This window comes from Streptomyces sp. NPDC085866 (assembly GCF_044541035.1).
Taxonomy (GTDB): domain Bacteria; phylum Actinomycetota; class Actinomycetes; order Streptomycetales; family Streptomycetaceae; genus Streptomyces.
In genome coordinates this window covers 183,689-206,241 of record NZ_JBITSQ010000019.1, presented here as the reverse complement: position 1 = coordinate 206,241, position 22,553 = coordinate 183,689, and the positions used below count along the sequence as shown (strand labels likewise).

Genomic DNA, 22,553 nt, shown 5'->3' with positions numbered 1-22,553 from the left:
GCGCCTAACTTAGATCCGTGCTATACGGGATCGCCGCGGCCTCCGCCGCCCTCCTCCTCACCGCCGTGCTCGCGGCGCTGCTCCGGGTGCCCGCCCTGCGTGCGGGCATCGTCGACCGGCGGCGGCAGCGGCCCCTGCCGGTGCCCGGAGGGGTGGCCGTCGTGGTCGTCACCTGTCTGGTGGCATGGGCGGGGGTGTGGACGAAGGTCGCCCCGTTGGGGCAGGGGGTCGGCGAGCTGCTCGTCGCCGGCGCCGGGGTCGCCGTACTGGGGCTCGTCGCCGACGTGTGGCGGCTGCGCCCACGGGTGCTGGTCGCCGGTACGGCCGTGGCGGCGGCCTGCGTGGTGCCGTACGACGAGACGGGCCTCTGGGGCGGGATCCTGGCCGTGGGCTGGATCGTCTTCGCCTCCCTCGCCTTCAAGGGACTCGACCACGCCGACGGGCTGGCGGGCACGGTCGGAGTGGTCACCGCCTTCGGGGCGGGCGCCTGCGCCGCCGCCGAGGTGATGGACGGGCTCGCGGTGCTGCTGAGCGTCTTCGCGGCCGCCCTCACCGGCTTCCTGATGCACAACTGGCATCCCGCGCGGGTGGGAATGGGGGCCTGTGGCTCGCTGTTCACCGGGTTCCTGCTTTCCTCGGCCGCCGTCTTCACGCGCGCGGGCTACGCGCTCGGGCCGACCGCGGGCGTGCTGCTGTGCCTCGGTGCCGTGGCCGCCGCCGACTTCCTGCTCGTGGTCCTCGCGCGCGGGACGAGCCGCCGGTCGCTGCTCAGGCGCGGCCCGGACCATCTCGCGCACCGGCTGCGGCGGCTCGGGCTCACTCCGCCGGGGGCCGTCGTGCTGCTCGGTGCCGGATCCTTCTCCACGGTGCTCGTGGGGGTGCTCGTGCATGCCGGGTGGACGGGGGAAGGAGCCGTGCTGTGGGTGGCCGGTGGGGTGGCCCTCGCCGTTCTCGTACTCCTTCGCATCCCAGTCCAGCCGCCCCGGCGGACGGAATCGACGCAGGTCAGAGGGCAGTTGCGCATAAGGAACGGATAAGAGTTGAGTCTGGCTGGCTCAGGTCTGTTGACCCGAAGGATCCGCTCGTGCACACTTGAGCCTGTTGCACTCAAGTCAGCTGGAGGAATCAACCATGGCACGTGCGGTCGGCATCGACCTGGGCACGACTAACTCCGTCGTCAGCGTTCTGGAGGGCGGCGAGCCCACCGTCATCACCAACGCCGAGGGCGCCAGGACCACGCCGTCCGTCGTCGCCTTCGCCAAGAACGGCGAGGTGCTCGTCGGAGAGGTCGCCAAGCGCCAGGCGGTCACCAACGTCGACCGGACCATCCGGTCCGTGAAGCGCCACATGGGCACCGACTGGAAGATCCAGCTGGACGGGAAGGACTTCAACCCGCAGCAGATCTCCGCGTTCATCCTGCAGAAGCTGAAGCGGGACGCCGAGGCGTACCTGGGCGAGAAGGTGACCGACGCGGTCATCACCGTCCCGGCCTACTTCAACGACTCCGAGCGTCAGGCGACGAAGGAGGCCGGCGAGATCGCCGGTCTGAACGTCCTCCGTATCGTCAACGAGCCCACCGCGGCCGCGCTCGCCTACGGCCTCGACAAGGACGAGCAGATCATCCTGGTCTTCGACCTCGGTGGCGGCACGTTCGACGTCTCGCTGCTGGAGATCGGCGACGGTGTCGTCGAGGTGAAGGCCACCAACGGTGACAACCACCTCGGTGGTGACGACTGGGACCAGCGCGTCGTCGACTACCTGGTGCAGCAGTTCAAGGCCGGCCACGGCGTGGACCTCGCCAAGGACAAGATGGCTCTGCAGCGTCTGCGCGAGGCTGCCGAGAAGGCGAAGATCGAGCTGTCCTCGTCCACCGAGACCTCGATCAACCTGCCTTACATCACCGCGTCCGCCGAGGGCCCGCTGCACCTGGACGAGAAGCTCACCCGGGCTCAGTTCCAGCAGCTGACGGCCGACCTGCTGGAGCGCTGCAAGACGCCGTTCCACAACGTCATCAAGGACGCCGGCATCTCCCTCGGCGAGATCGACCACGTCGTCCTCGTCGGTGGCTCCACCCGTATGCCCGCCGTCGCCGAGCTCGTCAAGGAGCTGACCGGCGGCAAGGAGGCCAACAAGGGTGTGAACCCGGACGAGGTCGTCGCCATCGGCGCCTCGCTCCAGGCCGGCGTCCTCAAGGGCGAGGTCAAGGACGTCCTGCTCCTCGACGTCACCCCGCTGTCCCTCGGTATCGAGACCAAGGGCGGCATCATGACCAAGCTCATCGAGCGCAACACCACGATCCCGACCAAGCGCTCCGAGATCTTCACGACGGCCGAGGACAACCAGCCGTCCGTGCAGATCCAGGTCTACCAGGGTGAGCGCGAGATCGCGGCGTACAACAAGAAGCTCGGCATGTTCGAGCTGACCGGTCTGCCGCCGGCCCCGCGTGGCGTCCCGCAGATCGAGGTCTCCTTCGACATCGACGCCAACGGCATCATGCACGTGACCGCCAAGGACCTGGGCACGGGCAAGGAGCAGAAGATGACCGTCACCGGCGGCTCCTCGCTGCCGAAGGACGAGGTCGACCGCATGCGTCAGGAGGCCGAGCAGTACGCGGAGGAGGACCACCGCCGCCGCGAGGCCGCCGAGACCCGCAACCAGGGCGAGCAGCTCGTCTACCAGACCGAGAAGTTCCTCAAGGACAACGAGGACAAGGTCCCGGGCGAGATCAAGACCGAGGTCGAGGCCGCCGTCGCCGAGCTGAAGGAGAAGCTCAAGGGCGAGGACACCGCCGAGATCCGTACCGCCACGGAGAAGGTCGCGGCCGTCTCGCAGAAGCTGGGCCAGGCCATGTACGCCGACGCCCAGGCCGCGCAGGCCGCGGGCGGTCCCGAGGGTGCCGCCGCCGGTGGCGCCAAGGCCGCCGACGACGACGTGGTCGACGCCGAGATCGTGGACGACGAGCGCAAGGACGGTGCCGCGTGACGGAGGAGACCCCGGGCTTCGAGGAGAAGCCCGACGTCCCCTCCGGCGCGACCCCCGAAGACGCCGCGTCGAAGGCCGCCCCCGAGGAGGGGGCGGCCCCGGCCGGGGACGTAGCAGCAGACGCGGGTCTGGTGGCTCAGCTGGACCAGGTGCGCACGGCACTGAACGAGCGCACGCTGGACCTCCAGCGGCTCCAGGCCGAGTACCAGAACTACCGCCGCCGAGTGGAGCGCGACCGGGTCGCGGTCCGGGAGATCGCCATCGCGAACCTCCTGACCGAACTCCTGCCCGTGCTCGACGACATCGGCCGCGCGCGGGAACACGGCGAACTGGTCGGCGGCTTCAAGTCGGTGGCCGAGTCGCTGGAGACCGTCGCGGCCAAGATGGGCCTGCAGCAGTTCGGCAAGGAGGGCGAGCCCTTCGACCCGACGATCCACGAGGCCCTGATGCACAGCTACGCACCGGACGTCACCGAGACGACGTGCGTGGCCATCCTGCAGCCCGGGTATCGCATCGGCGAGCGCACCATCCGCCCCGCGCGGGTGGCCGTCGCCGAGCCGCAGCCCGGCGCGCAGGCCGTCAAGGCGGAGGGCACCGAGGAGACCACCGAGGCGCCCGCGGCCGACGACAAGGAGAACGGTGGCCCGGAGGAGGGCTGACGTAATCACTGAAGACAGGAAGGAGGGGCGTCGGGGATGAGCACCAAGGACTTCATCGAGAAGGACTACTACAAGGTCCTCGGCGTCCCCAAGGACGCCACCGAGGCCGAGATCAAGAAGGCGTACCGGAAGCTCGCCCGCGAGTTCCACCCGGACGCCAACAAGGGCAACGCCAAGGCCGAGGAGCGCTTCAAGGAGATCTCCGAGGCGAACGACATCCTCGGTGACCCCAAGAAGCGCAAGGAGTACGACGAGGCACGCGCCCTGTTCGGCAACGGCGGCTTCCGCCCCGGGCCGGGCGCCGGCGGCTCCTTCAACTTCGACCTGGGCGACCTCTTCGGGGGCAACGCACAGAGCGGGGGCGGCTTCGGCGGCGGCATCGGTGACGTCTTCGGGGGCCTGTTCAACCGCGGCGGGACCACGGGCACCCGTACCCAGCCGCGGCGCGGCCAGGACATCGAGTCCGAGGTCACGCTGAGCTTCACGGAGGCCATCGAGGGCGCCACGGTGCCCCTCAGGATGTCCTCCCAGGCGCCGTGCAAGGCCTGTTCCGGCACCGGCGACAAGAACGGCACACCGCGTGTGTGCCCGACCTGCGTCGGCACCGGGCAGGTCGCCCGCGGCTCGGGCGGCGGCTTCTCGCTGACCGACCCCTGCCCCGACTGCAAGGGCCGTGGCCTGATCGCCGAGCACCCCTGCCTGGAGTGCAAGGGCAGCGGCCGCGCCAAGTCGTCGCGCACGATGCAGGTCCGCATCCCGGCGGGCGTCACCGACGGGCAGCGGATCCGGCTGCGCGGCAAGGGCGCGCCCGGCGAGCGGGGCGGACCGGCGGGTGATCTGTACGTGATGGTCCATGTCGGCGAGCACCCGGTGTTCGGGCGCAAGGGCGACAACCTCACCGTCACCGTGCCGGTCACGTTCGCCGAGGCGGCCCTCGGCGGCGAGGTGCGGGTCCCCACCCTCGGCGGCCCCACCGTCACCCTGAAGCTGCCGCCCGGCACCCCCAACGGCCGCACCATGCGCGCCCGCGGCAAGGGCGCGGTCCGCAAGGACGGCACCCGCGGCGACCTCCTGGTCACCGTCGAGGTGAGTGTCCCGAAGGACGTCTCGGGGAAGGCTCGTGACGCACTGGAGGCGTATCGCGAGGCGACCGCGGACGAGGACCCGCGGGCGGAGCTGTTCGAGGCCGCGAAGGGAGATTGAGAGTGATGGACGGCCGTCGGCGTAACCCGTACGAACTGACCGAGGAGACCCCGGTCTACGTCATCTCGGTCGCGGCCCAGCTCTCCGGACTCCACCCGCAGACGCTGCGCCAGTACGACCGTCTGGGTCTGGTCTCCCCCGACCGCACCGCCGGCCGGGGCCGTCGCTACTCGGCCCGTGACATCGAACTGCTCCGCCAGGTGCAGGCGCTGTCGCAGGACGAGGGCATCAACCTGGCCGGCATCAAGCGGATCATCGAACTGGAGAACCAGGTCGCCGCGCTCCAGTCCCGCGTCGCGGAGCTGGAGGCGGCCCTGGACGGTGCGGCGGCCGCGATGCAGCAGCGCGAGGCGGCCGTCCACGCCTCCTACCGCCGCGACCTGGTCCCGTACCAGGAGGTCCAGCAGACCAGTGCGCTGGTGGTGTGGCGGCCGAAGCGGCAGCAGAACGACTGAGCGTCTGTGACAGCTGAAAGGGGCCCGGATTCCGGGCCCCTTTCACGTGCTCAGGGTGTTCAGGGCGCGAGGGAGGCCCAGTCGGCGCCGGGTGCGGACTCGGTGCCGTCGGGCTGCAGGGCGGTCACCCGGTAGAAGTGGGTGGTGCCCTTGGCGGCGCCGGTGTCCTGGTAGGAGGTGTCCGTCGTGGCCGCCAGCTTCTCGTACGCCCTGGTGCCCGGGTTCCAGCGGTAGACCTGGTAGCCGGTGGCGTCGGCCACGGCGTTCCAGGACAGCGCGACGCCCGTCCCCGCGGCGGACGCCGACAGCCGGACCGGCGAGCCATCGGGCGTCGGCTCGCTCGGCGTCATGTCCAGCTCGGTGACGGACACGGCCTCGGCCGGGCCGTTCCACTTGATCGCGGAGTTGCCCTCGTCGTCCACGGCGTCGACGAAGAAGCAGACCTCGTCGCCGTCCGGGAGCGTGGTGTAGTCGTAGGACGTCGTGTCGGGCGAGACGTAGTCCGCCGTGCCGCCCCAGCAGATCTGGTCGCCCGGATCGCCCATCACCTCGCCCCAGTGGATCTCGTAGTACTTCAGGTCCGTGGCCGGGTTCTTGTCCCAGTCCAGATGGAAGCCGTACTCGGTCGGGGTGACGTTCAGCCCGGTGACGAGGGCGGGCGGGTCGTTGTCCCAGATCTTGCCGTACTGGGTCTCGGACCGGGCGGACTCGTTGCCCGCCGCGTCGACGGCCGAGACGCGGTAGTAGTAGGTGACCTTCTCGGCGGCCGAGGTGTCCAGGTAGGAGAGCTGGTCCGTGGTGCCGAGCGCGGTGTACGTGCCGTTCTCGCTCGCGGCCCGGAAGACGCGGTACGACACCGCGCCCGCCACCTTGTCCCAGGCGACCTTCAGCCCGCCCGTACTGTCGGTCGGACCGAAATGGCCCCCCGCGCTCACATTGGCCGGAGCGTCGGGCGCCACCCGGTCGACGGTGGTCACCGCCTGGTCCGCGGTGCCCGTCGACTCGTTGCCGGCCCGGTCGTAGGCGCGGACCTCGTAGTAGTAGGTCTCGCCCGTCTTCGGGAGGGTGGCGTCGGTGGACGAGGTGGAGGTCGTCGTCGTGAGCGGCTTGCTGCCGAACGACGTGCCCTTCAGACGCCGGTAGACGCGGTACCCCGCGAGGTCCATCTCCTTGTTGCTGCTCCAGCTCAGCTTCGCCTTGCCGGTCGCGGCGTCGTACGACACCGAAGTCCCCGTCGGGACCAGGGGCTTGACCTTGTCGGCGTCGGCCGAGAGCCGTGGCAGGTACGAGAAGGCGACGTTGGCGGTGCCGGTCCAGTTGACGTAGTCGACGCGCAGGGTGTGCTTGCCGGACGGGATCGTGACGTCGACGGACTTGCTCCGGTTGGTCGAGACGTTCTTCCAGATGTCCACCTTGCGTACGCCGTCCAGGTACACCCGTACCCCGTCCTGGGTGCTGACCGGCAGCGAGAACGGCCCACCGGATCCGAAGTCCCGCGTCACGCTCCAGCGCACGCCGAAGTTGTCCTTGGGCAGACCCGCGGCCGGGGCGCCCGTGCCCCAGTTCTCGGAGATCCCTGAGTCGCAGTCCGTTTTCTTCGGGGTGCCGGAGAAGGTGGTGTTCGCGTAGAACATCCGGGTGTACGAAGGTGATGCGCAACTCGGGGCGGCGGAGGCGGTGGTGGTGACCGCGCTCAGCAGGGCGCCGGTGGCGGAGAGCACGACGGCCGCGGCCGCCGTACGTCTGGCTGGGTTCATTCGGTCCTCTGCTCGAGTCGGAGAGACGGCGCGCGGCCGCCGGTGATCACGACTCGCGAGGATTGCCATTGGTTGTGCGGATCTTTGCCGTCCCATGGAGTCCGTTTGGATGGAGGGTCCGTAAAGGGTGTTTGGAGGTGATTCCGTTCTTCCTTCACAGGCGCAGCGGAGCGTGGTGTTGCGGACTCGTTAAGTAGTTCCGCTTGACGCCGGGTAGCGGCTCCGCGTTGGCTTTTCAGACACCTGGGTCGTAAAGCAGCACCCACGTCCGGAACGCACCTGAAGTGAGCCCTCGAATGCGTCGTATCTCCATAGCCGTGGCTGCATCCACGATGACCCTTTCGCTTGCCGGCTGCGGCATGCTGGACGCGACGGGGGACAGTGCGAGCGCGAGCCCGACGAAGGGTGACGACGTCACCATCGGGCTGCTGCTGCCGGAGAAGGCGAACAGCCGCTACGACAAGTTCGACTACCCCATCATCAAGAACAAGGTCGAGGAGCTGACCGACAAGAAGGGCAAGGTCGAGTACGCCAACGCCGACGCGGACGCCGCCCGGCAGGCCGGCCAGATGCAGTCGATGATCGACGACAAGGTCGACATCATCCTGGTCGACGCGGTCGACTCGCACGCCATCGCGGGCCAGGTGAAGAAGGCCAAGGACGCGGGCATCCCGGTCATCGCCTACGACCGGCTGGCCGAGGGCCCGATCGACGCCTACATCTCCTTCGACAACGAGCTGGTCGGCGAGGTGCAGGGCCGCACGCTGCTGGAGGCGCTGGGCTCGAACGCCGACACCTCCGACAAGGTCGTCATGGTGAACGGCTCGCCCACCGACCCGAACGCCAAGCAGTTCAAGCAGGGGGCGCTCTCCGAGCTGAACGGCAAGGTCACGATCGCGGACACCTTCGACACCCCGGACTGGAAGCCGGAGAACGCCGCGACCGAAATGACCGAGGCGATCAACAAGATCGGCAAGAACAACATCGCCGGGGTCTACGCCGCCAACGACGGTATGGCGGGCGGTGTCATCAAGGCGCTGAAGGCGGCCGGTGTCACCAACCTGCCCCCGATCACCGGCCAGGACGCCGAACTGGACGCGGTGCAGCGGGTCATCGCCGGCGAGCAGTACATGAGCGTCTACAAGTCCTACCCGGACGAGGCCGAGGCCGCGGCCCAGATGGCCGTCACCAAGGTGCAGGGCAAGGACATCCAGTTCGACGCCCTCACCCAGGACAAGGTGGACAGCCCCACCAGCAAGGCCATCCCGTCCAAGCTGGTCCAGGTGAGCCCCCTGGTCAAGAGCAGCATCAAGGACACGGTCATCGCCGACGGGATCTACACGATCGACGAGATCTGCACCCCCAAGTACAAGGCGGCCTGCGCGGCCGTCGGCCTGAAGTAGGCCCGGGGCAGCAGCCCGTCGGCCCGGAGCGGGGCCGGGGCAGTGGGCTCGCACGTGCCGCGGCGGGCGCCGGAAGGTCTTCGGTGCCCGCCGCGGCACGTGCTGAGCGGCCCTCCCGTATCGCGCCACCCCCGTGGGCGCGATACGACGGTCCCGGCCGAACGGGGGGAGTCCGACCGGGACCGCTCCGGGTGCTGCTGCACCCGGGGGAAGCAAGGTCAACGATGCCCCGGTGGCGTGCGCCCCACCACCATCATCTTGTTGCAATGCGACGGGCGGAGGCCGGTTGAAAACGGGTCGTAACGTCGGTTTTTGCCGCCCGTGGTGCGTGGAGCCGTGTTGCGGACCCGGTCCGGGCCGCGCATAGTTGCGCTGCGGAAGAGGCAGCAAGCCGGGGGTGGAATGGGCGATGGCCAGGCACGGGACGGAGAAGCATCCACACGGTGCCGACCGACTGTGCGAGGCCGGGGATCGCGTGTATTCCCGGGCCGTACGTCGGGGACGGGTGCCGCGCACGGACGCGGAACAGGTGCCCTGCCTGCTGGAGCTGGCCCTGCTGCACCCCGATCCGGACGACATGGACTGGCTGGTGCCGACCTCCCCGCAGGAGGTCATGACCCGGCTGCTGCGCGGGGTCTACGACGAGGTCAGGGAGAGCCAGCAGCGGGTGGGTTCGGCGGTGGCCGCGGTCGAGCGGTACGCCGGTCTGGGCCGGCAGCTGCAGGCGCTGGCCGCACCGGGCGAGGGCACCGCCATCCGCGTGCTGGACGGGCTCTCCCGCATCCAGGCCGCGATGGACGAGGCGACCGAGGCGTGCACCACCGAGGTGCTCACCGTGCAGCCCGGCGGCATCCGGCGCGAGGCCGAGCTGACCGAGGGACTGCACCGGGCGCTGGCCCTGCGCGGCCGGGGCGTGCGCATGCGCGACCTGTACACGCATGTGGCCCGGCACGGGCAGGGGCTGCTCAACTACCTGGAGCTGATGGGTGACACGGTGGAGGCCCGCACCCTCGACGAGGTCATCGACCGGCTGATCCTCTTCGACCGCACCGTCGCCTTCATCCCCGCCAACGCCGAGCGCACGATGGCCCTGGAGCTGCGCCACCCGGCGCTGGTGGAGTACTTCGTCACCGTCTTCGAGCGGCTGTGGCGGCTCGCCCTGCCGCTGACGGCTCCCCTTCCCGACACCGGCATCGAGGGCATCTCGCACCGCGAGCGCTCCATCGCCGCGCTGCTCGCCGAGGGCCACCAGGACGCGGTGATCGCCGAGCGGCTCGGCATAAGCGTCCGCACCTGCCGGGCCCACATCGCCCGCCTGTCGGACACCCTCGGCGCGGCCAGCCGTACCCAACTGGGCGTGCGCATCGCCCAGGTCGGCCTGAACGGTCCCCCGCACGCCGGCCCGCCCGCCGCGCTCACGGTTCCTGATCAAGGATCCCCGAGCGTGCGATGAGGTAGCCGAGCTGGGCGCGGCTGTCGCTGCCGAGGGTGGTGGCGAGTTTGGCGATGTGGACGCGGGCGGTGCGGACGTTCATGCCGAGGCGGTCGGCGATGACGGCGTCGGTGTGGCCCTCCACGAGCAGAGCCGCGATGGCCCGTTGGCGCGGGGTGACGCCGTTGAGGGAGGGGCGCTGGACGGCCTCGGGGTACATGGGGGTGGCCAGCCGCCACAGCCGCTCGAAGGTCGTGACGAAGTACGTCAGCAGGGCCGGGTGGCGCACCTCCAGGGCGAGCCGGCCGTCGTCGCCCGCGGGGATGAACGCCACTGTGCGGTCGACGACGATGAGCCGGTCCGGCAGCTCGTCGAGACCGCGCGCCCTGGTGTCGCCCCGCAGCCGCTCGAAACCGGCGTGCACGCTGGGCAGATGGCGCAGGGTGTGCTGGTAGAGGGCGCGGATACGGCCGCCCCGGTCGAGCAGCGCCTGGTCGCGGGAGTAGGCGGCCACGCTGGCGGCCTCGCCGCGCGGGCCGCTCAGCCCGGCGTGCGACTGGATGCAGAGCACCTCCTCGGTGGCCTCGGCCATCGTCTCGGTGATGGCCCGGTTGATCCGCTCGGTGCCGCTGTGCAGCCGCAGCTGGGGGGTGCCGGGGCCGGTGGCGTGCGGGGTGTCGATCCGCATCAGCGACGCGAACTGCTCCACCAGCCTTTCCTCCCGCCGCCGTTCGTCGGCGACGCGTGCCGCCGAGGTGCTCAGCAGCCGGTGCAGGGCCGCGGCCGGGGAGACCGGCTCCAGCAGCTCCGGGTCGTCCTGGACCGGGTGCAGCAGCCCGAGGCCGGTCAGACAGGGGGCGTCCGCCGCGTCCACGGCCCGTACGTGGCCGTCCAGCAGGGCCTGTTCGTACAGCTTGGCGCCGACGGCGCACAGCTCCTCCACCCCGTGCTCGAGGTGGGTCATCGGACGGCCTCCTCCCGCTCCAGGATTCCCGAGCGTGCGATGAGGTAGCCGAGCTGGGCGCGGCTGTCGCTGCCGAGGGTGGTGGCGAGTTTGGCGATGTGGACGCGGGCGGTGCGGACGTTCATGCCGAGGCGGTCGGCGATGACGGCGTCGGTGTGGCCCTCCACGAGCAGGGCCGCGATGGCGCGCTGGCGCGGGGTGACGCCGTTGAGTGTGGGGCGCTGGACGGCCTCGGGGTACATGGGGGTGGCCAGCCGCCAGAGGCGGTCGAAGGCGGTCACGAAGAAGCGGAGCAGGGCCGGGTGGCGCACCTCCAGGGCGAGCCGGCCGTCGTCGCCCGCGGGGATGAACGCCACTGTGCGGTCGACGACGATGAGCCGGTCCGGCAGCTCGTCCAGCGTGCGCGCCTCCGCCTCCCCGCGCAGCTCCTCGTAGCGCGCGAGGACGAGCGGCACATGGCGCTGGGTGTGCTGGTAGAGGGTGCGGATACGGCCGCCCCGGTCGAGCAGTGCCTGGTCGCGGTCCATGGCCACCGTCTGCGCGACCCGGCCGCGGGCGGTGTTGTAGTGCACGTTGGGCTGGATGCAGAGCACTTCGTCGGCCGCCTGGGCCATGGCGTCGCTGATGGCGCCGTTGATGCGTTCCGTGCCGCTGAGGATGCGCAGGGTGGGGGTGTCGGTGTGCGTCCCGTGCCGGGGCTCGACGCGCATCAGCGGCTCGAACAGCTTCGTCAGCCGCTCCTCGCGGCGGCGTTCCTCGGCGATACGGGCGCGGGAGCCGCGCAGCAGATGGTTCAGCAGAGCGGCGGGTGCGACGGGTTCGAGCCGGCCGAGGTCGTCGACGGACGGGTGCAGCAGCCCGAGGTCGGTCAGACAGGGGGCGTCCGCCGCCTCCGCGGTGCGGATGTGGCCGGCCCGCAGGGCCCGCTCGTACAGCGCGGCGCCCGCGCCGCACAGCTCGTCGATCCCGTGCTCAAGGTGGGTCACCGGACCGCCTCCTCCAGCTCGAGTATCCCGGACGTCGCTATCAGGTAGCCGAGTTGGGCCCGGTTCTCGCTGCCGAGGGTGGTGGCGAGCTTGGCGATGTGGTCCCGGGTGGTGCGGACGTTCATGCCGAGCCGCTCGGCGATCGCGGCGTCGGTGTGGCCCTCGGTCAGCAGCCGGGCGATGGCGCGCTGGCGCGGGGTGACGCCGTTGAGGGTGGGGCGCCGGACCGGTTGCGGGTACACGGGCGTGGCCAGCCGCCACAGCCGCTCGAAGGTGGTCACGAAGTACGCGACCAGCGCGGGGTGGCGGACCTCCAGCGCGAGGGCGCCGTCGTCGTCCGCGGGGAGGAAGGCCACCGTGCGGTCCATGACGATGAGCCGGTCGGTCAGTTCGTCCAGGCAGCGGCCCTCGATGTCGCCGACGAGCCGCTCGTTGTAGGCGTGGACGGCCGGCAGATGGACCACGGTGTGCTGGAAGAGGGTGCGGATACGGCCGCCGCGGTCGAGCAGCCGCTGGTCGCGGTGGTAGGCGATGTCATGGGCGGCCTCGCCGCGCGGACCGGCGAGGCCGGTGTGCGGCTGGATGCACAGGACCTCCTTGCACGCCTCCTCCATGGCCTCGGTGAGGGCCTGGTTGATCCGCTGGGTGCCGCTGTGCAGCCGCAGCAGCGGGGTGTCGGCTCCGGTGTCGGGGGCTCGCGCCCCGTCCGTCCGCATCAGCGGCTCGAACCGCTCCACCAGCCGGTCCTCGCGCCGGTACTCGTCCGCGATCCGGGCCCGGGAGCCGTGCAGCATCCGGACCAGGGCGGCGGCGGGTGCCACGGGTTCGAGGCGGGCAGGGGCGTCGCGGGCCGGGTGCAGCAGCCCGAAGCGGGTGAGGCAGGGCGCCTCGACGGTCTGCTCCGCGCACAACCAGCCGTCGCGCAGGGCCTGTTCGTACAGCTTCACCCCGGCGGCGCACAGCTCTTCGGCTCCGTGGTCCCGGTGTGGTGCCGCGGTCACTCCGATATCTCCTCCTGCTTCAGGATCCCCGACTCGCCGATCAGATAGCCCAGTTGGGCCCGGCTCTCGCTGCCGAGGGTGGCGGCGAGCTTGGCGATGTGGAGGCGGGCGGTGCGGACGTTCATGCCCAGGCGGTCGGCGATGGCCGTGTCGGTGTGACCCTCGACGAGCAGGGCGGCGATGGCGCGCTGGCGCGGGGTGATGTCGCCCGGCGCCGGCGGCTGGGCGACCTCGGGGTACATGGGCGTGGCCAGGTGCCAGAGCCGGTCGAAGACCGTGACGAGGTAGTCGAGCATCGCGGGGTGGCGGATCTCCAGGGCGAGCGTGCGTTCCTTGTTCGCGGGGATGAAGGCCACGGCCCGGTCGAAGACGAGCAGCCGCTCGGTGACCTCGTTCAGCGTGCGCGCCTCCACGTCGCCGTGCAGCCGTTCGTAGCGGGACTGCACGGTGGGGGCGTGCCGCAGCGTGTGCTGGTAGAGGGTGCGGATACGGCCGCCGCGGTCCAGCAGCGCCTGGTCGCGGTCGTACGCGAGCTGGTGGATCTCGGGCGGCGTACGGGTGTGGGTGTGGTGGGGGTGGATCGCGAGGCACTCGGTCATGGCGTCCGCCATGACGTGCGAGATGGCCTGGTTGATCCGGTCGTTGCCGCTGTGCACCCGCAGCGTCGGAGTTTCGCCGGTGGCCTGGACGAGGCCGGCGCTCGCCCGCAGCAGCGGCTCGAAGGCCCGGGCGAGGCGGGCTTCGTGCCGCCGTTCCTCGGCGACCCGCTCCGCGGAGGTGCGCAGCAGCTGTTGCAGGGCGACGGCGGCGGCGACGGGCTCCAGCACGTCCATGTCCGTGACGGTAGGCTGCAGCAGCCCCAACCGCAGCAGGCAGGGCGCCGCCGCGGCCTCCGCGCCGCTGATCCGCCCCTCGCGCAGGGCGTGTTGGTACAGACTCGTCCCCGCCGGGCACAGCGCCTCCAGGCCGTGCTCAGGGTGCGGGGCCGCGCTCACTCGTGTTCCTCCTCCAGGTCGAGTATCCCCGACTGCCCGATGAGGTAGCCCAGTTGGGCCCGGCTCTCGCTGCCGAGGGTGGCGGCGAGCTTGGCGATGTGGAGGCGGGCGGTGCGGACGTTCATGCCGAGGCGGTCGGCGATCACGGTGTCGGTGTGGCCCTCGATCAGCAGCCGGGCGATGGCGCGCTGGCGCGCGGTGACGCCGTTCAGGGACGGGCGCTGGGCGACCTCGGGGAACATCGGGCTGGCCAGGTGCCAGAGGCGGTCGAAGGTGATCGCGAAGTAGTCGAGCAGCGCCGGGTTGCGGATCTCCAGGGCGAGGGTGCGCTCCTTGTTCGCGGGGATGAAGGCCACCTGGCGGTCGATGACGAGCAGCCGCTCGGTGACCTCGTCCAGGGTGCGGGCCTCCACGTCGCCGCGCAGACAGTCGTAGCGGGAGGTGATCAGCGGCACGTGGCGACGGGTGTGGTGGTAGAGGGTGCGCAGACGGCCGCCGCGGTCGAGCACTGCCTGGTCGCGCATCAGGGCGGCGTTGTGTGCGGCTTCGTTCCCGCGGCTGTGCGGCTGGATGGCGAGGATCTCTTCGGAGGCGTGCTCCATGGCCTCGGAGATGGCGGCGTTGATCCGGTCGAGTCCGCTCAGCATCCGGATGCCGGCGGCGTCCGCCGGGGCCGGGGCCGCGAGGGCGAGCAGCGGTTCGAACGCCTCGGCGAGGCGGTCGCCTTGCCGGCGCCGGTGGGCGATGTCCTCGTCCACGGTGCGCAGCAGCCGGGGGAGGGCGACGGCGGGTGCCACCGGTCGCAGGCGCCGCGGGTCCGTCACGTCCGGCTGCAGGAGTCCGGTGTCGAGGAGACAGGGCAGCGCGTCGGCGTCCTGGGCCGGGACCTGGCCCTCACGCAGCGCACGGGTGTAGAGCTCCAGACCCGCCTCGCACAGTTCCTCCGGTCCGTGGTCGTGCGCTCTTGCGGTCAAGGACGGCTCTCCCCCTGTGGTTCAGGGCTCCTGCTTCAGGATTCCGGACTGGGCGATGAGGAATCCGAGCTGGGCCCGGCTTCCGCTGCCCAGGGCCTGGGCGAGCTTGGCGATGTGGGCGCGGCAGGTACGGACGTTCATGCCCAGGCGGCGGGCGATGGCCTCGTCGACATGGCCCTCGACCAGGAGCTTGGCGATGGAGTGCTGGATGTCGGTGATTCCGTCGGGGGCGGTTTCGTAGGGCGCTCCGGCGCTCAGCGGTACCGCCCGGTTCCACATGAACTCGAACACTTTGATCAGGTAGCGCACCAGTCCGGGGTGACGGAGTTCCAGGGCCACCTGACGGTCGTCCCGGATGGGGATGAACGCCACGGTGTCGTCGCAGATGATGAGCCGCTCCACCAGTTCGTCGATGGTGCGGTACTCCACCTTGCCATTGGTGAACTGGTCCACGTACGCCAGCCGGTCCGGACTGTACCTGGCCGTGTGCTGGTAGAGGGTCCGGATCCGCACTCCGCGTTCGATCAGTGGTTTGTCGCGTTCGAGGCCCTCGATGAGCCGGTGTTCGGGGCGGCGCCGACCGCTGGGCTGCACCGTGAGCATCTCCGTACGGCACTGGGCCGTGGCCAGATCCAGCGCCGCGTTGATCCGGTCGAGCCCCTCCAGGACGGTGATCGAGTGGGTCGGCGCGCTCTCCTGGGCACTGAGTGCCATGAACGGCTCGAAGGCGTCGGCGAGGGCCACGGACATCCGCCGCCGGTCGCTGATCTCCCGCTCCAGGGGGTGGAGGCGCTGGGCCAGGGCCACCGTCGGCGGGACGGGGCGCAGCCAGTTCGCATCGTCCGGATCCGGGTGAAGGAGGGCGAACTCCATCAGACATGGAGCAGCTTCGGCATCCGCCCGCGCGATGCGACCGGTGCGCAGTGCCGTCGCATAGAGCCGGTCGCCTTCGTCACACAGCTCGGTCACCGCATGGGGATGTGTCGCCTTAGTCCCATTTGTTGCCAAATCTCCACCCCCCAGGGTCCTGAACGTGCAGGAACATGATGCACCGATCGTGTGGTCATGACGTGCCCGAATGAGCCATCGTCTTACTCGACGGGGGAAGAGGGGACCTTCAAGTGAGGACGAAGCCGACTATGCGTAAGAGAATGCTTCGCTCGGTGCTTGTCGCCGCCTTCTCCGCCGTTGTGGCCTTCGGAACGCTGGCCGGCCTCTCCGGTGCGCAGGGGGACGGCCACAAGGCGAGTGGTACTCGGACCACGGGAACGGTGGCTGTCGGCGTCGAGACTCCGGTCAGCATGGACGACAGTGTCTGGGACTGACTATGACTATTCCACCGGACGACCGCTCCTTCCGACGCGAGATGGCCACCGCCTACCGCTCGGGCTGGCACTTCATCGACCTGGTCACGGCGATCCCGCACAGCGGTGACTCGCTGATGGTGACCGTGTTCGGAGAGCCGGTCGTCGTCACCCGTGACGAGGACGAGGACGTACGGGCGTACCGGTGTCTGCGCAAGCCCCGTGGGGCGCCGCAGCCGGTCCGGTGTGCCATCCGCTACGGCATGATCTTTGTGAACCTGGACCAACGTGACCACCGGCTGGCAGAACCGGAGGTCGCGGACTTGAGGACCATTTCGGCCACCCCCCGCAGTGCCTGACGCGATTCCCCCGTCGTAAAAAGATCGCTCAGGTGCTTCCCCCCGCAGCGGCGTCACCGTGACCTGAACACGGTGACGCCGCTGCAGTTTGTGCCGACATTTCGAGGTATGGGAGCGATCCCAGGTGGCTGAAACCGACCGGTTGACCGCCTCGCCTCAACCCCTCCCGAGCGCCCGCTCCAACTCGATCTCGATCACCACTCGGGAGGGGTTCTCGCCGGGCTCCCGGTGGTACCGCTCGGCGTACCGCCGCTCCGCCTCGGCCACCCGCTCCCGCTCGGTGTGCACATGCGCCCGGCCCTCCAGCGTGGCCCAGCGCCGGCCGTCCACCTGGCACACGGCGACCCGGGCGCCCTCGGGTCCGGCCGCGAGGACGTGGGACACCTTCGCGCTCGTCTTGTTCGCGATCACCCTGGCCAGCCGGGCCTCGGGGTCGTAGGTCACCCCGACCGGCACCACGTGCGGGCTGCCGTCGGGGCGCAGCGTGGTCAGGGTGCACAGGTGCCGTTCCCGCCAGAAGGCGAGGTACGGCTCGTCCGGCGTGGCCGGGTCCTGGGAGTAGGTGGGCATGGGTCGAAACCTAATTGCAGGAAGCTGCAATCCCCAAGGGAGCCGCACCTCCGCACCTTGAGTGGAATAGACTCAACTTTGTGTACGCTGGTTAAGTCAGCAGTGGGAGAGTGACAGCGGAGACACGGCCTGCGAGCCGACGCCGAGGAGGAGAACGCGAACGTGGACGCCGAGCTGACCAACAGGAGCCGGGACGCGATCAAAGCGGCCGGCAACCGGGCCGTGACCGAGGGGCACCCGGACCTCATGCCCGCCCACCTGCTCCTCGCGCTGCTCGCGGGGCAGGACAACGAGAACATCACCGACCTGCTGGCCGCCGTGGAGGCCGACCAGGTGGCGGTACGCTCCGGAGCCGAGCGGGTGCTCGCCGCGCTGCCCAGCGTGACCGGCTCCACCGTCGCGCCCCCGCAGCCCAACCGTGAGCTGCTGGCGGTCCTCGCGGACGCCGACGAGCGGGCGAAGGCACTCGGTGACGAGTACCTGTCCACCGAGCACCTGCTGATCGGCATCGCCGCGAAGGGCGGCGCGGCCGGTGAGGTGCTCCAGGGGCAGGGAGCCGACGCGAAGAAGCTGCAGGAGGCCTTTCAGAAGGCCAGGGGAGGACGCCGCGTGACCACCGCCGACCCCGAGGGCCAGTACAAGGCCCTGGAGAAGTTCGGCACCGACTTCACCGCCGCCGCCCGCGAGGGCCGGCTCGACCCGGTCATCGGGCGGGACCAGGAGATCCGCCGGGTCGTGCAGGTGCTGTCGCGTCGTACGAAGAACAACCCCGTCCTCATCGGCGAGCCCGGCGTCGGCAAGACCGCCGTGGTCGAGGGCCTCGCCCAGCGGATCGTGAAGGGGGACGTCCCCGAGTCGCTGAAGGACAAGCGGCTGGTCTCCCTCGACCTCGGCGCGATGGTGGCCGGCGCCAAGTACCGCGGGGAGTTCGAGGAGCGGCTGAAGTCCGTGCTCGCCGAGATCAAGGACTCCGACGGGCGGATCATCACGTTCATCGACGAGCTGCACACCGTCGTGGGCGCCGGCGCCGGCGGGGACTCCGCCATGGACGCGGGCAACATGCTCAAGCCGATGCTGGCCCGCGGCGAGCTGCGCATGGTCGGCGCGACCACCCTCGACGAGTACCGGGAGCGGATCGAGAAGGACCCCGCCCTGGAGCGCCGCTTCCAGCAGGTGCTGGTGGCGGAACCGACCGTCGAGGACACGATCGCCATCCTCCGCGGTCTGAAGGGCCGGTACGAGGCTCACCACAAGGTGCAGATCGCGGACAGCGCGCTGGTGGCCGCGGCCACCCTCTCCGACCGCTACATCACCTCCCGCTTCCTCCCCGACAAGGCCATCGACCTGGTCGACGAGGCGGCCTCCCGCCTGCGCATGGAGATCGACTCGTCCCCCGTCGAGATCGACGAACTCCAGCGCTCCGTAGACCGGTTGAAGATGGAGGAGCTGGCGATCGCCAAGGAGACCGACCCGGCCTCCCTCGAACGCCTGGAGAAGCTGCGCCGCGACCTCGCCGACAAGGAGGAGGAGCTGCGCGGCCTCACCGCCCGCTGGGAGAAGGAGAAGCAGTCCCTCAACCGGGTCGGTGAGCTGAAGGAGCGTCTCGACGACCTGCGCGGCCAGGCCGAACGCGCCCAGCGCGACGGCGACTTCGACACCGCGGCCAAGCTGCTGTACGGCGAGATCCCGCAGCTGGAGAAGGAGCTGGAGGAGGCCTCGGAGGCCGAGGAGGAGGTCGCCAAGGGCACGATGGTCAAGGAGGAGGTCGGCTCCGACGACATCGCCGACGTCGTCGCCGCCTGGACCGGCATCCCGGCCGGCCGCCTGCTGGAGGGCGAGACGCAGAAGCTGCTGCGCATGGAGGACGAGCTGGGCAAGCGCCTCATCGGCCAGACCGAGGCCGTCCGGGCGGTCAGCGACGCCGTACGACGCGCGCGGGCCGGCATCGCCGACCCCGACAGGCCCACCGGTTCCTTCCTCTTCCTCGGCCCGACGGGCGTCGGCAAGACCGAACTCGCCAAGGCGCTCGCCGACTTCCTCTTCGACGACGAGCGGGCCATGGTCCGCATCGACATGTCGGAGTACGGCGAGAAGCACAGCGTGGCCCGCCTGGTCGGCGCGCCCCCCGGGTACGTCGGCTACGAGGAGGGCGGCCAGCTCACCGAGGCCGTCCGCCGCCGCCCCTACACCGTCGTGCTGCTGGACGAGGTGGAGAAGGCCCACCCCGAGGTCTTCGACATCCTCCTGCAGGTGCTGGACGACGGCCGCCTGACGGACGGTCAGGGACGTACGGTCGACTTCCGCAACACCATCCTGGTGCTCACCTCCAACCTGGGCAGCCAGTACCTGGTCGACCCGGTGCTCGGCGAGGCGGAGAAGAAGGAGCAGGTCCTGGAGGTCGTGCGCACCTCCTTCAAGCCGGAGTTCCTCAACCGGCTCGACGACCTGGTGGTCTTCTCGGCCCTGAACAAGGACGAGCTGGCCCGGATCGCCCGGCTGCAGATCGACCGCCTGGCCAAGCGGCTGGCCGAACGCCGGCTCACCCTGGACATCACCCCCGAGGCGCTGGCCTGGCTGGCGGACGAGGGCAACGACCCGGCCTACGGCGCCCGCCCGCTGCGCCGCCTCGTCCAGACCGCGATCGGCGACCGCCTCGCCAAGGAGATCCTCTCCGGCGAGGTCAAGGACGGCGACACGGTCCGCGTGGACCGCTTCGGCGAGGGGCTGATCGTGGGCCCGGCGACGGGCAAGACCCTGTAGGACGCGTCGGCGTGCGGTCCCTTCCTCCGGCCCCTTCCTTCGGGTGGCCGGAGGAGGGGGCCGACGCGTTTCGGCGGTCGGCTCAGACGCTGCTCATGGCGACGTACAGCGTCCAGAAGAACCAGACCACGGCAGTCGGCCGGTGGGCGTCACACGGTGAACGCGGAGAAGGTCACCCTCGCCGTGTCGGGGCCCTCGTAGGTCACGTTCACGACGACCGCGTTCGCATCGACGCCGGCCGGGGGCTCGTGCTCCTCGGAGTCCAGGTTCAGACACAGGTCCGCCCCCTCGTCGCAGTACTCCGTGCCGGGCGTCGGCCCCTTCGGGTAGGTGGCCTTCAGCCAGTCGCGGACGTCCGCCCGCGGCATCCGGAAGCTGGCGTCGTAGTCGGTGTCCAGCCAGGCCTGCACGGTGCACTCGGTGTCGTACGCCCCCTTCGGCAGCTTCGCCCCGCCGAAGTCCAGCGCCTCGGCGCACGGCACCTTCTCCGGGCCCCCGCCCAGCGGATAGTCCGAGGTGGCGAACCGCACCACGGCCACGGCCAGCCACACCACGACCAGGGCGGGAAGCGCCCCGACCAGCGCGAAAAGGCCCCATCTGGTCCATCCTCCTGCCGCCACACCGACCCCCGCAGCCCGCCGACCCTCCACCCGACCGGACGGATCATGTCAGCCCACGGCTGACAGGCCCCGTCGGGGCTTGCCACCCCCCTCCCCGCATGGGGGAGGATGACGGAATCCGCATGAAGGGAAAATCACGGTGAGCATCGACCCGTCCTCGATTCCGAACTTCGGGGGCCAGCCCGAACCGCAGCCCCAGGGACCGGGTGGCCCCGTCGTCCCGGATCAGGACCTCGTGAAGCAGCTCCTGGACCAGATGGAGCTGAAGTACGTCGTCGACGAGGAGGGAGACCTCGCGGCGCCGTGGGAGCTGTTCCGCACGTACTTCATGTTCCGCGGGGAGGCCGAACAGGCGGTCTTCTCGGTGCGGACCTTCTACGACCGCCCGCACAAGATCGACGAGAGGCCGCAGCTGCTGGAGTCCATCGACGACTGGAACCGCCGCACGCTGTGGCCCAAGGTTTACACGCACACCCACGACGACGGCACCGTCCGCCTCATCGGTGAGGCCCAGATGCTGATCGGCACCGGCGTCGACATCAACCACTGGGTCTCGTCCACGGTCAGCTGGGTGCGGGCCGCGATCGAGTTCGACAAGTGGCTGGTCGAGCAGCTGGGTCTGGAGCAGGAGATCGACGACGCGGAGAAGCCCGAGGAAGACGGGGAGTAACCAAGTCGGCCAGGCCCGGGGGCCACAGCCCCCGGGCAGGGGTCACATGTGCCGCAGTCGCTCCGCCGCCTCCTGCAGGACCTCCTCGCGCTTGCAGAACGCGAACCGCACGAAGGGCGCTCCCGCCTCGCGGTCGTCGTAGAAGACCGCGTTGGGGATGGCCACCACGCCCGCCCGCTCCGGCAGGGCGCGGCAGAAGGCGAAGCCGTCCTTCTCGCCGAGGGGGCGGATGTCGGTCGTGATGAAGTAGGTGCCGGCGGGCTTGAAGACCTCGAAGCCGGCCTCCGTCAGGCCGGCCGCCAGGACGTCCCGCTTGGCCAGCATGCCGGCGCGGAACGCCTCGAAGTACGTGTCCGGGAGAGCCAGGGCCTCCGCCACCGCGTACTGGAAGGGGCCCGAGGAGACGTAGGTCAGGAACTGCTTCGCCGAGCGGACCGCGGTCACCAGCTCCGGAGCCGCTGTCACCCAGCCGACCTTCCAGCCGGTGAAGGAGAAGGTCTTGCCGGCCGAGCCGATCGTCACCGTCCGCTCGCGCATCCCGGGGAACGCGGCCAGCGGCAGGTGCTCGGCGTCGTCGAAGACCAGGTGTTCGTAGACCTCGTCCGTCACCACCAGCAGGTCCCGCTCCACCGCCAGCTCGGCGACCGCGGCCAGCTCCGCACGCGTGAGGACCGTACCGGTCGGGTTGTGCGGGGTGTTGATCAGCAGCAGCCGGGTGCGGTCCGTGACCGCCGCGCGCAGCTCGTCCAGGTCCAGCCGGAAACGCGCCCCCTCGTCGAAGGACGGCCGCAGCGTCACCGGCACCCGCCGGCCGCCCGCCATCGCGATGCTCGCCGCGTAGGAGTCGTAGTACGGCTCCAGGGCCACGACCTCGTCGCCCGGCTCCAGCAGCGCCAGCAGCGAGGCCGCGATCGCCTCCGTCGCGCCCGCCGTGACCAGTACCTCGGTGTCGGGGTCGTACGACAGCCCGTAGCGGCGCTGCTGGTGCGCGGCGATCGCAGTGCGCAGCTCGGGGACGCCCGGGCCCGGCGGGTACTGGTTGCCGCGCCCGTCGCGCAGTGCGCGTACGGCGGCCTCCCGGACCTCCTCGGGGCCGTCGGTGTCGGGAAAGCCCTGGCCCAGGTTGATCGACCCGGTCGCCACGGCGAGGGCGGACATCTCCGCGAAGATCGTCGTCCCGAACTCGGCGAGACGGCGGTTGAGGTGCGGGCGCGCGCTGGACGTCATGCCGGCCATCCTGCGCCCTAGCTCTGGACTTCCTCAACTCTGCTTTGAGGCACAGGAGGGTCGGGCATCCCCCCGTCACCGCACTACAGGCGGTAAGGACGAGGCGTCCACGGGGGCCGCTTCGGGGGAACGGAAGGAGGGCGACGCCATGAGTGACACCGCGATCGAACTCATCATGCTGGCGGCGGGCGTGGTTGTGCTGACCCTGGCGAGCAAGATCCGTCGGAAGCGG

General features: G+C 70.4%; 20 protein-coding genes. 10 read left to right on the top strand and 10 right to left on the bottom strand.

Annotation, left to right across the window (positions count from 1 at the left end):
• Positions 1-17: 17 nt before the first annotated feature.
• The 5 genes from ACIF83_RS38285 to ACIF83_RS38265 all read left to right on the top strand — a co-directional run bounded on the left by ACIF83_RS38285 (position 18) and on the right by ACIF83_RS38265 (position 5,299).
• A complete protein-coding gene (locus ACIF83_RS38285; RefSeq protein ID WP_399734182.1) occupies positions 18-1,037 on the top strand; it encodes an MraY family glycosyltransferase in 1,020 nt (339 codons plus the stop codon).
• A 94-nt stretch (positions 1,038-1,131) separates the two neighbouring features.
• Positions 1,132-2,982 carry a molecular chaperone DnaK gene (gene dnaK, locus ACIF83_RS38280; RefSeq protein WP_393482960.1) on the top strand — a complete coding sequence of 617 codons (1,851 nt, stop codon included), beginning with the start codon at positions 1,132-1,134 and terminating at the stop codon, positions 2,980-2,982.
• Positions 2,979-3,641: a nucleotide exchange factor GrpE gene (grpE, locus tag ACIF83_RS38275; RefSeq protein ID WP_398141274.1), complete on the top strand. Its 663-nt coding sequence runs from the start codon at positions 2,979-2,981 to the stop codon at positions 3,639-3,641. The genes dnaK and grpE overlap by 4 nt, the downstream gene beginning before the upstream one ends.
• 36 nt (positions 3,642-3,677) lie before the next feature.
• Positions 3,678-4,844 carry a molecular chaperone DnaJ gene (gene dnaJ, locus ACIF83_RS38270; RefSeq protein WP_393482956.1) on the top strand — a complete coding sequence of 389 codons (1,167 nt, stop codon included), beginning with the start codon at positions 3,678-3,680 and terminating at the stop codon, positions 4,842-4,844.
• 5 nt (positions 4,845-4,849) lie between these two features.
• Positions 4,850-5,299, top strand: coding sequence for a heat shock protein transcriptional repressor HspR (locus ACIF83_RS38265; protein ID WP_393482953.1), 450 nt, complete (start codon positions 4,850-4,852; stop codon positions 5,297-5,299).
• A gap of 59 nt (positions 5,300-5,358) precedes the next feature.
• On the opposite strand, the gene ACIF83_RS38260 is transcribed toward ACIF83_RS38265, so the two are convergent.
• Complete coding sequence (locus ACIF83_RS38260) at positions 5,359-7,056, bottom strand: fibronectin type III domain-containing protein (protein WP_399734176.1); 1,698 nt, start codon at positions 7,054-7,056, stop codon at positions 5,359-5,361.
• A 296-nt stretch (positions 7,057-7,352) separates the two neighbouring features.
• On the opposite strand from ACIF83_RS38260, the gene ACIF83_RS38255 reads away from it, so the two are divergent.
• Positions 7,353-8,459 (top strand): sugar ABC transporter substrate-binding protein, encoded by a 1,107-nt coding sequence (locus ACIF83_RS38255; RefSeq protein WP_399734173.1) that lies wholly within the window; start codon positions 7,353-7,355, stop codon positions 8,457-8,459.
• A 409-nt stretch (positions 8,460-8,868) separates the two neighbouring features.
• The gene (locus ACIF83_RS38250; protein ID WP_393482944.1) at positions 8,869-9,912 is read left to right on the top strand and encodes a LuxR C-terminal-related transcriptional regulator; all 1,044 of its coding nucleotides are present in this window, start codon (positions 8,869-8,871) and stop codon (positions 9,910-9,912) included.
• Here the strand turns inward: ACIF83_RS38250 and ACIF83_RS38245 are convergent.
• From ACIF83_RS38245 to ACIF83_RS38220, 6 genes are read right to left on the bottom strand one after another with little or no spacing between them, the layout of a single operon-like run.
• Entirely contained in the window at positions 9,875-10,855 is a 981-nt protein-coding gene (locus ACIF83_RS38245) for a LuxR C-terminal-related transcriptional regulator (protein WP_393482941.1), read from the bottom strand. The two genes, ACIF83_RS38250 and ACIF83_RS38245, sit on opposite strands and share 38 nt — an antisense overlap.
• Complete coding sequence (locus ACIF83_RS38240) at positions 10,852-11,841, bottom strand: LuxR C-terminal-related transcriptional regulator (RefSeq protein WP_399734169.1); 990 nt, start codon at positions 11,839-11,841, stop codon at positions 10,852-10,854. Before ACIF83_RS38240 ends, ACIF83_RS38245 begins: the two co-directional genes overlap by 4 nt.
• Positions 11,838-12,842 (bottom strand): LuxR C-terminal-related transcriptional regulator, encoded by a 1,005-nt coding sequence (locus ACIF83_RS38235; RefSeq protein WP_399734166.1) that lies wholly within the window; start codon positions 12,840-12,842, stop codon positions 11,838-11,840. The genes ACIF83_RS38240 and ACIF83_RS38235 overlap by 4 nt, the downstream gene beginning before the upstream one ends.
• Positions 12,839-13,837 carry a LuxR C-terminal-related transcriptional regulator gene (locus ACIF83_RS38230; protein ID WP_399734163.1) on the bottom strand — a complete coding sequence of 333 codons (999 nt, stop codon included), beginning with the start codon at positions 13,835-13,837 and terminating at the stop codon, positions 12,839-12,841. Before ACIF83_RS38230 ends, ACIF83_RS38235 begins: the two co-directional genes overlap by 4 nt.
• Positions 13,834-14,811, bottom strand: a complete 978-nt coding sequence (locus ACIF83_RS38225; protein WP_399734160.1) for a helix-turn-helix transcriptional regulator — start codon at positions 14,809-14,811, stop codon at positions 13,834-13,836. The genes ACIF83_RS38230 and ACIF83_RS38225 overlap by 4 nt, the downstream gene beginning before the upstream one ends.
• A gap of 21 nt (positions 14,812-14,832) precedes the next feature.
• Positions 14,833-15,819: a helix-turn-helix transcriptional regulator gene (locus ACIF83_RS38220; RefSeq protein WP_399734157.1), complete on the bottom strand. Its 987-nt coding sequence runs from the start codon at positions 15,817-15,819 to the stop codon at positions 14,833-14,835.
• A 319-nt stretch (positions 15,820-16,138) separates the two neighbouring features.
• On the opposite strand from ACIF83_RS38220, the gene ACIF83_RS38215 reads away from it, so the two are divergent.
• Complete coding sequence (locus ACIF83_RS38215) at positions 16,139-16,474, top strand: hypothetical protein (protein WP_393482924.1); 336 nt, start codon at positions 16,139-16,141, stop codon at positions 16,472-16,474.
• Between the two features lie 156 nt (positions 16,475-16,630).
• On the opposite strand, the gene ACIF83_RS38210 is transcribed toward ACIF83_RS38215, so the two are convergent.
• Positions 16,631-17,044: a pyridoxamine 5'-phosphate oxidase family protein gene (locus ACIF83_RS38210; protein WP_393482921.1), complete on the bottom strand. Its 414-nt coding sequence runs from the start codon at positions 17,042-17,044 to the stop codon at positions 16,631-16,633.
• Between the two features lie 162 nt (positions 17,045-17,206).
• On the opposite strand from ACIF83_RS38210, the gene clpB reads away from it, so the two are divergent.
• Entirely contained in the window at positions 17,207-19,804 is a 2,598-nt protein-coding gene (gene clpB, locus ACIF83_RS38205) for an ATP-dependent chaperone ClpB (RefSeq protein WP_393482919.1), read from the top strand.
• Between the two features lie 149 nt (positions 19,805-19,953).
• Here the strand turns inward: clpB and ACIF83_RS38200 are convergent, their stop codons facing one another.
• Positions 19,954-20,424 (bottom strand): hypothetical protein, encoded by a 471-nt coding sequence (locus ACIF83_RS38200; RefSeq protein ID WP_399734152.1) that lies wholly within the window; start codon positions 20,422-20,424, stop codon positions 19,954-19,956.
• 139 nt (positions 20,425-20,563) lie between these two features.
• Here ACIF83_RS38200 and ACIF83_RS38195 point away from each other — a divergent pair, with 139 nt between their 5' ends.
• Positions 20,564-21,094 (top strand): YbjN domain-containing protein, encoded by a 531-nt coding sequence (locus ACIF83_RS38195; RefSeq protein ID WP_393482913.1) that lies wholly within the window; start codon positions 20,564-20,566, stop codon positions 21,092-21,094.
• A gap of 42 nt (positions 21,095-21,136) precedes the next feature.
• Here the strand turns inward: ACIF83_RS38195 and ACIF83_RS38190 are convergent, their stop codons facing one another.
• Positions 21,137-22,330, bottom strand: a complete 1,194-nt coding sequence (locus ACIF83_RS38190; RefSeq protein WP_393482910.1) for a pyridoxal phosphate-dependent aminotransferase — start codon at positions 22,328-22,330, stop codon at positions 21,137-21,139.
• Positions 22,331-22,553: the final 223 nt, after the last annotated feature.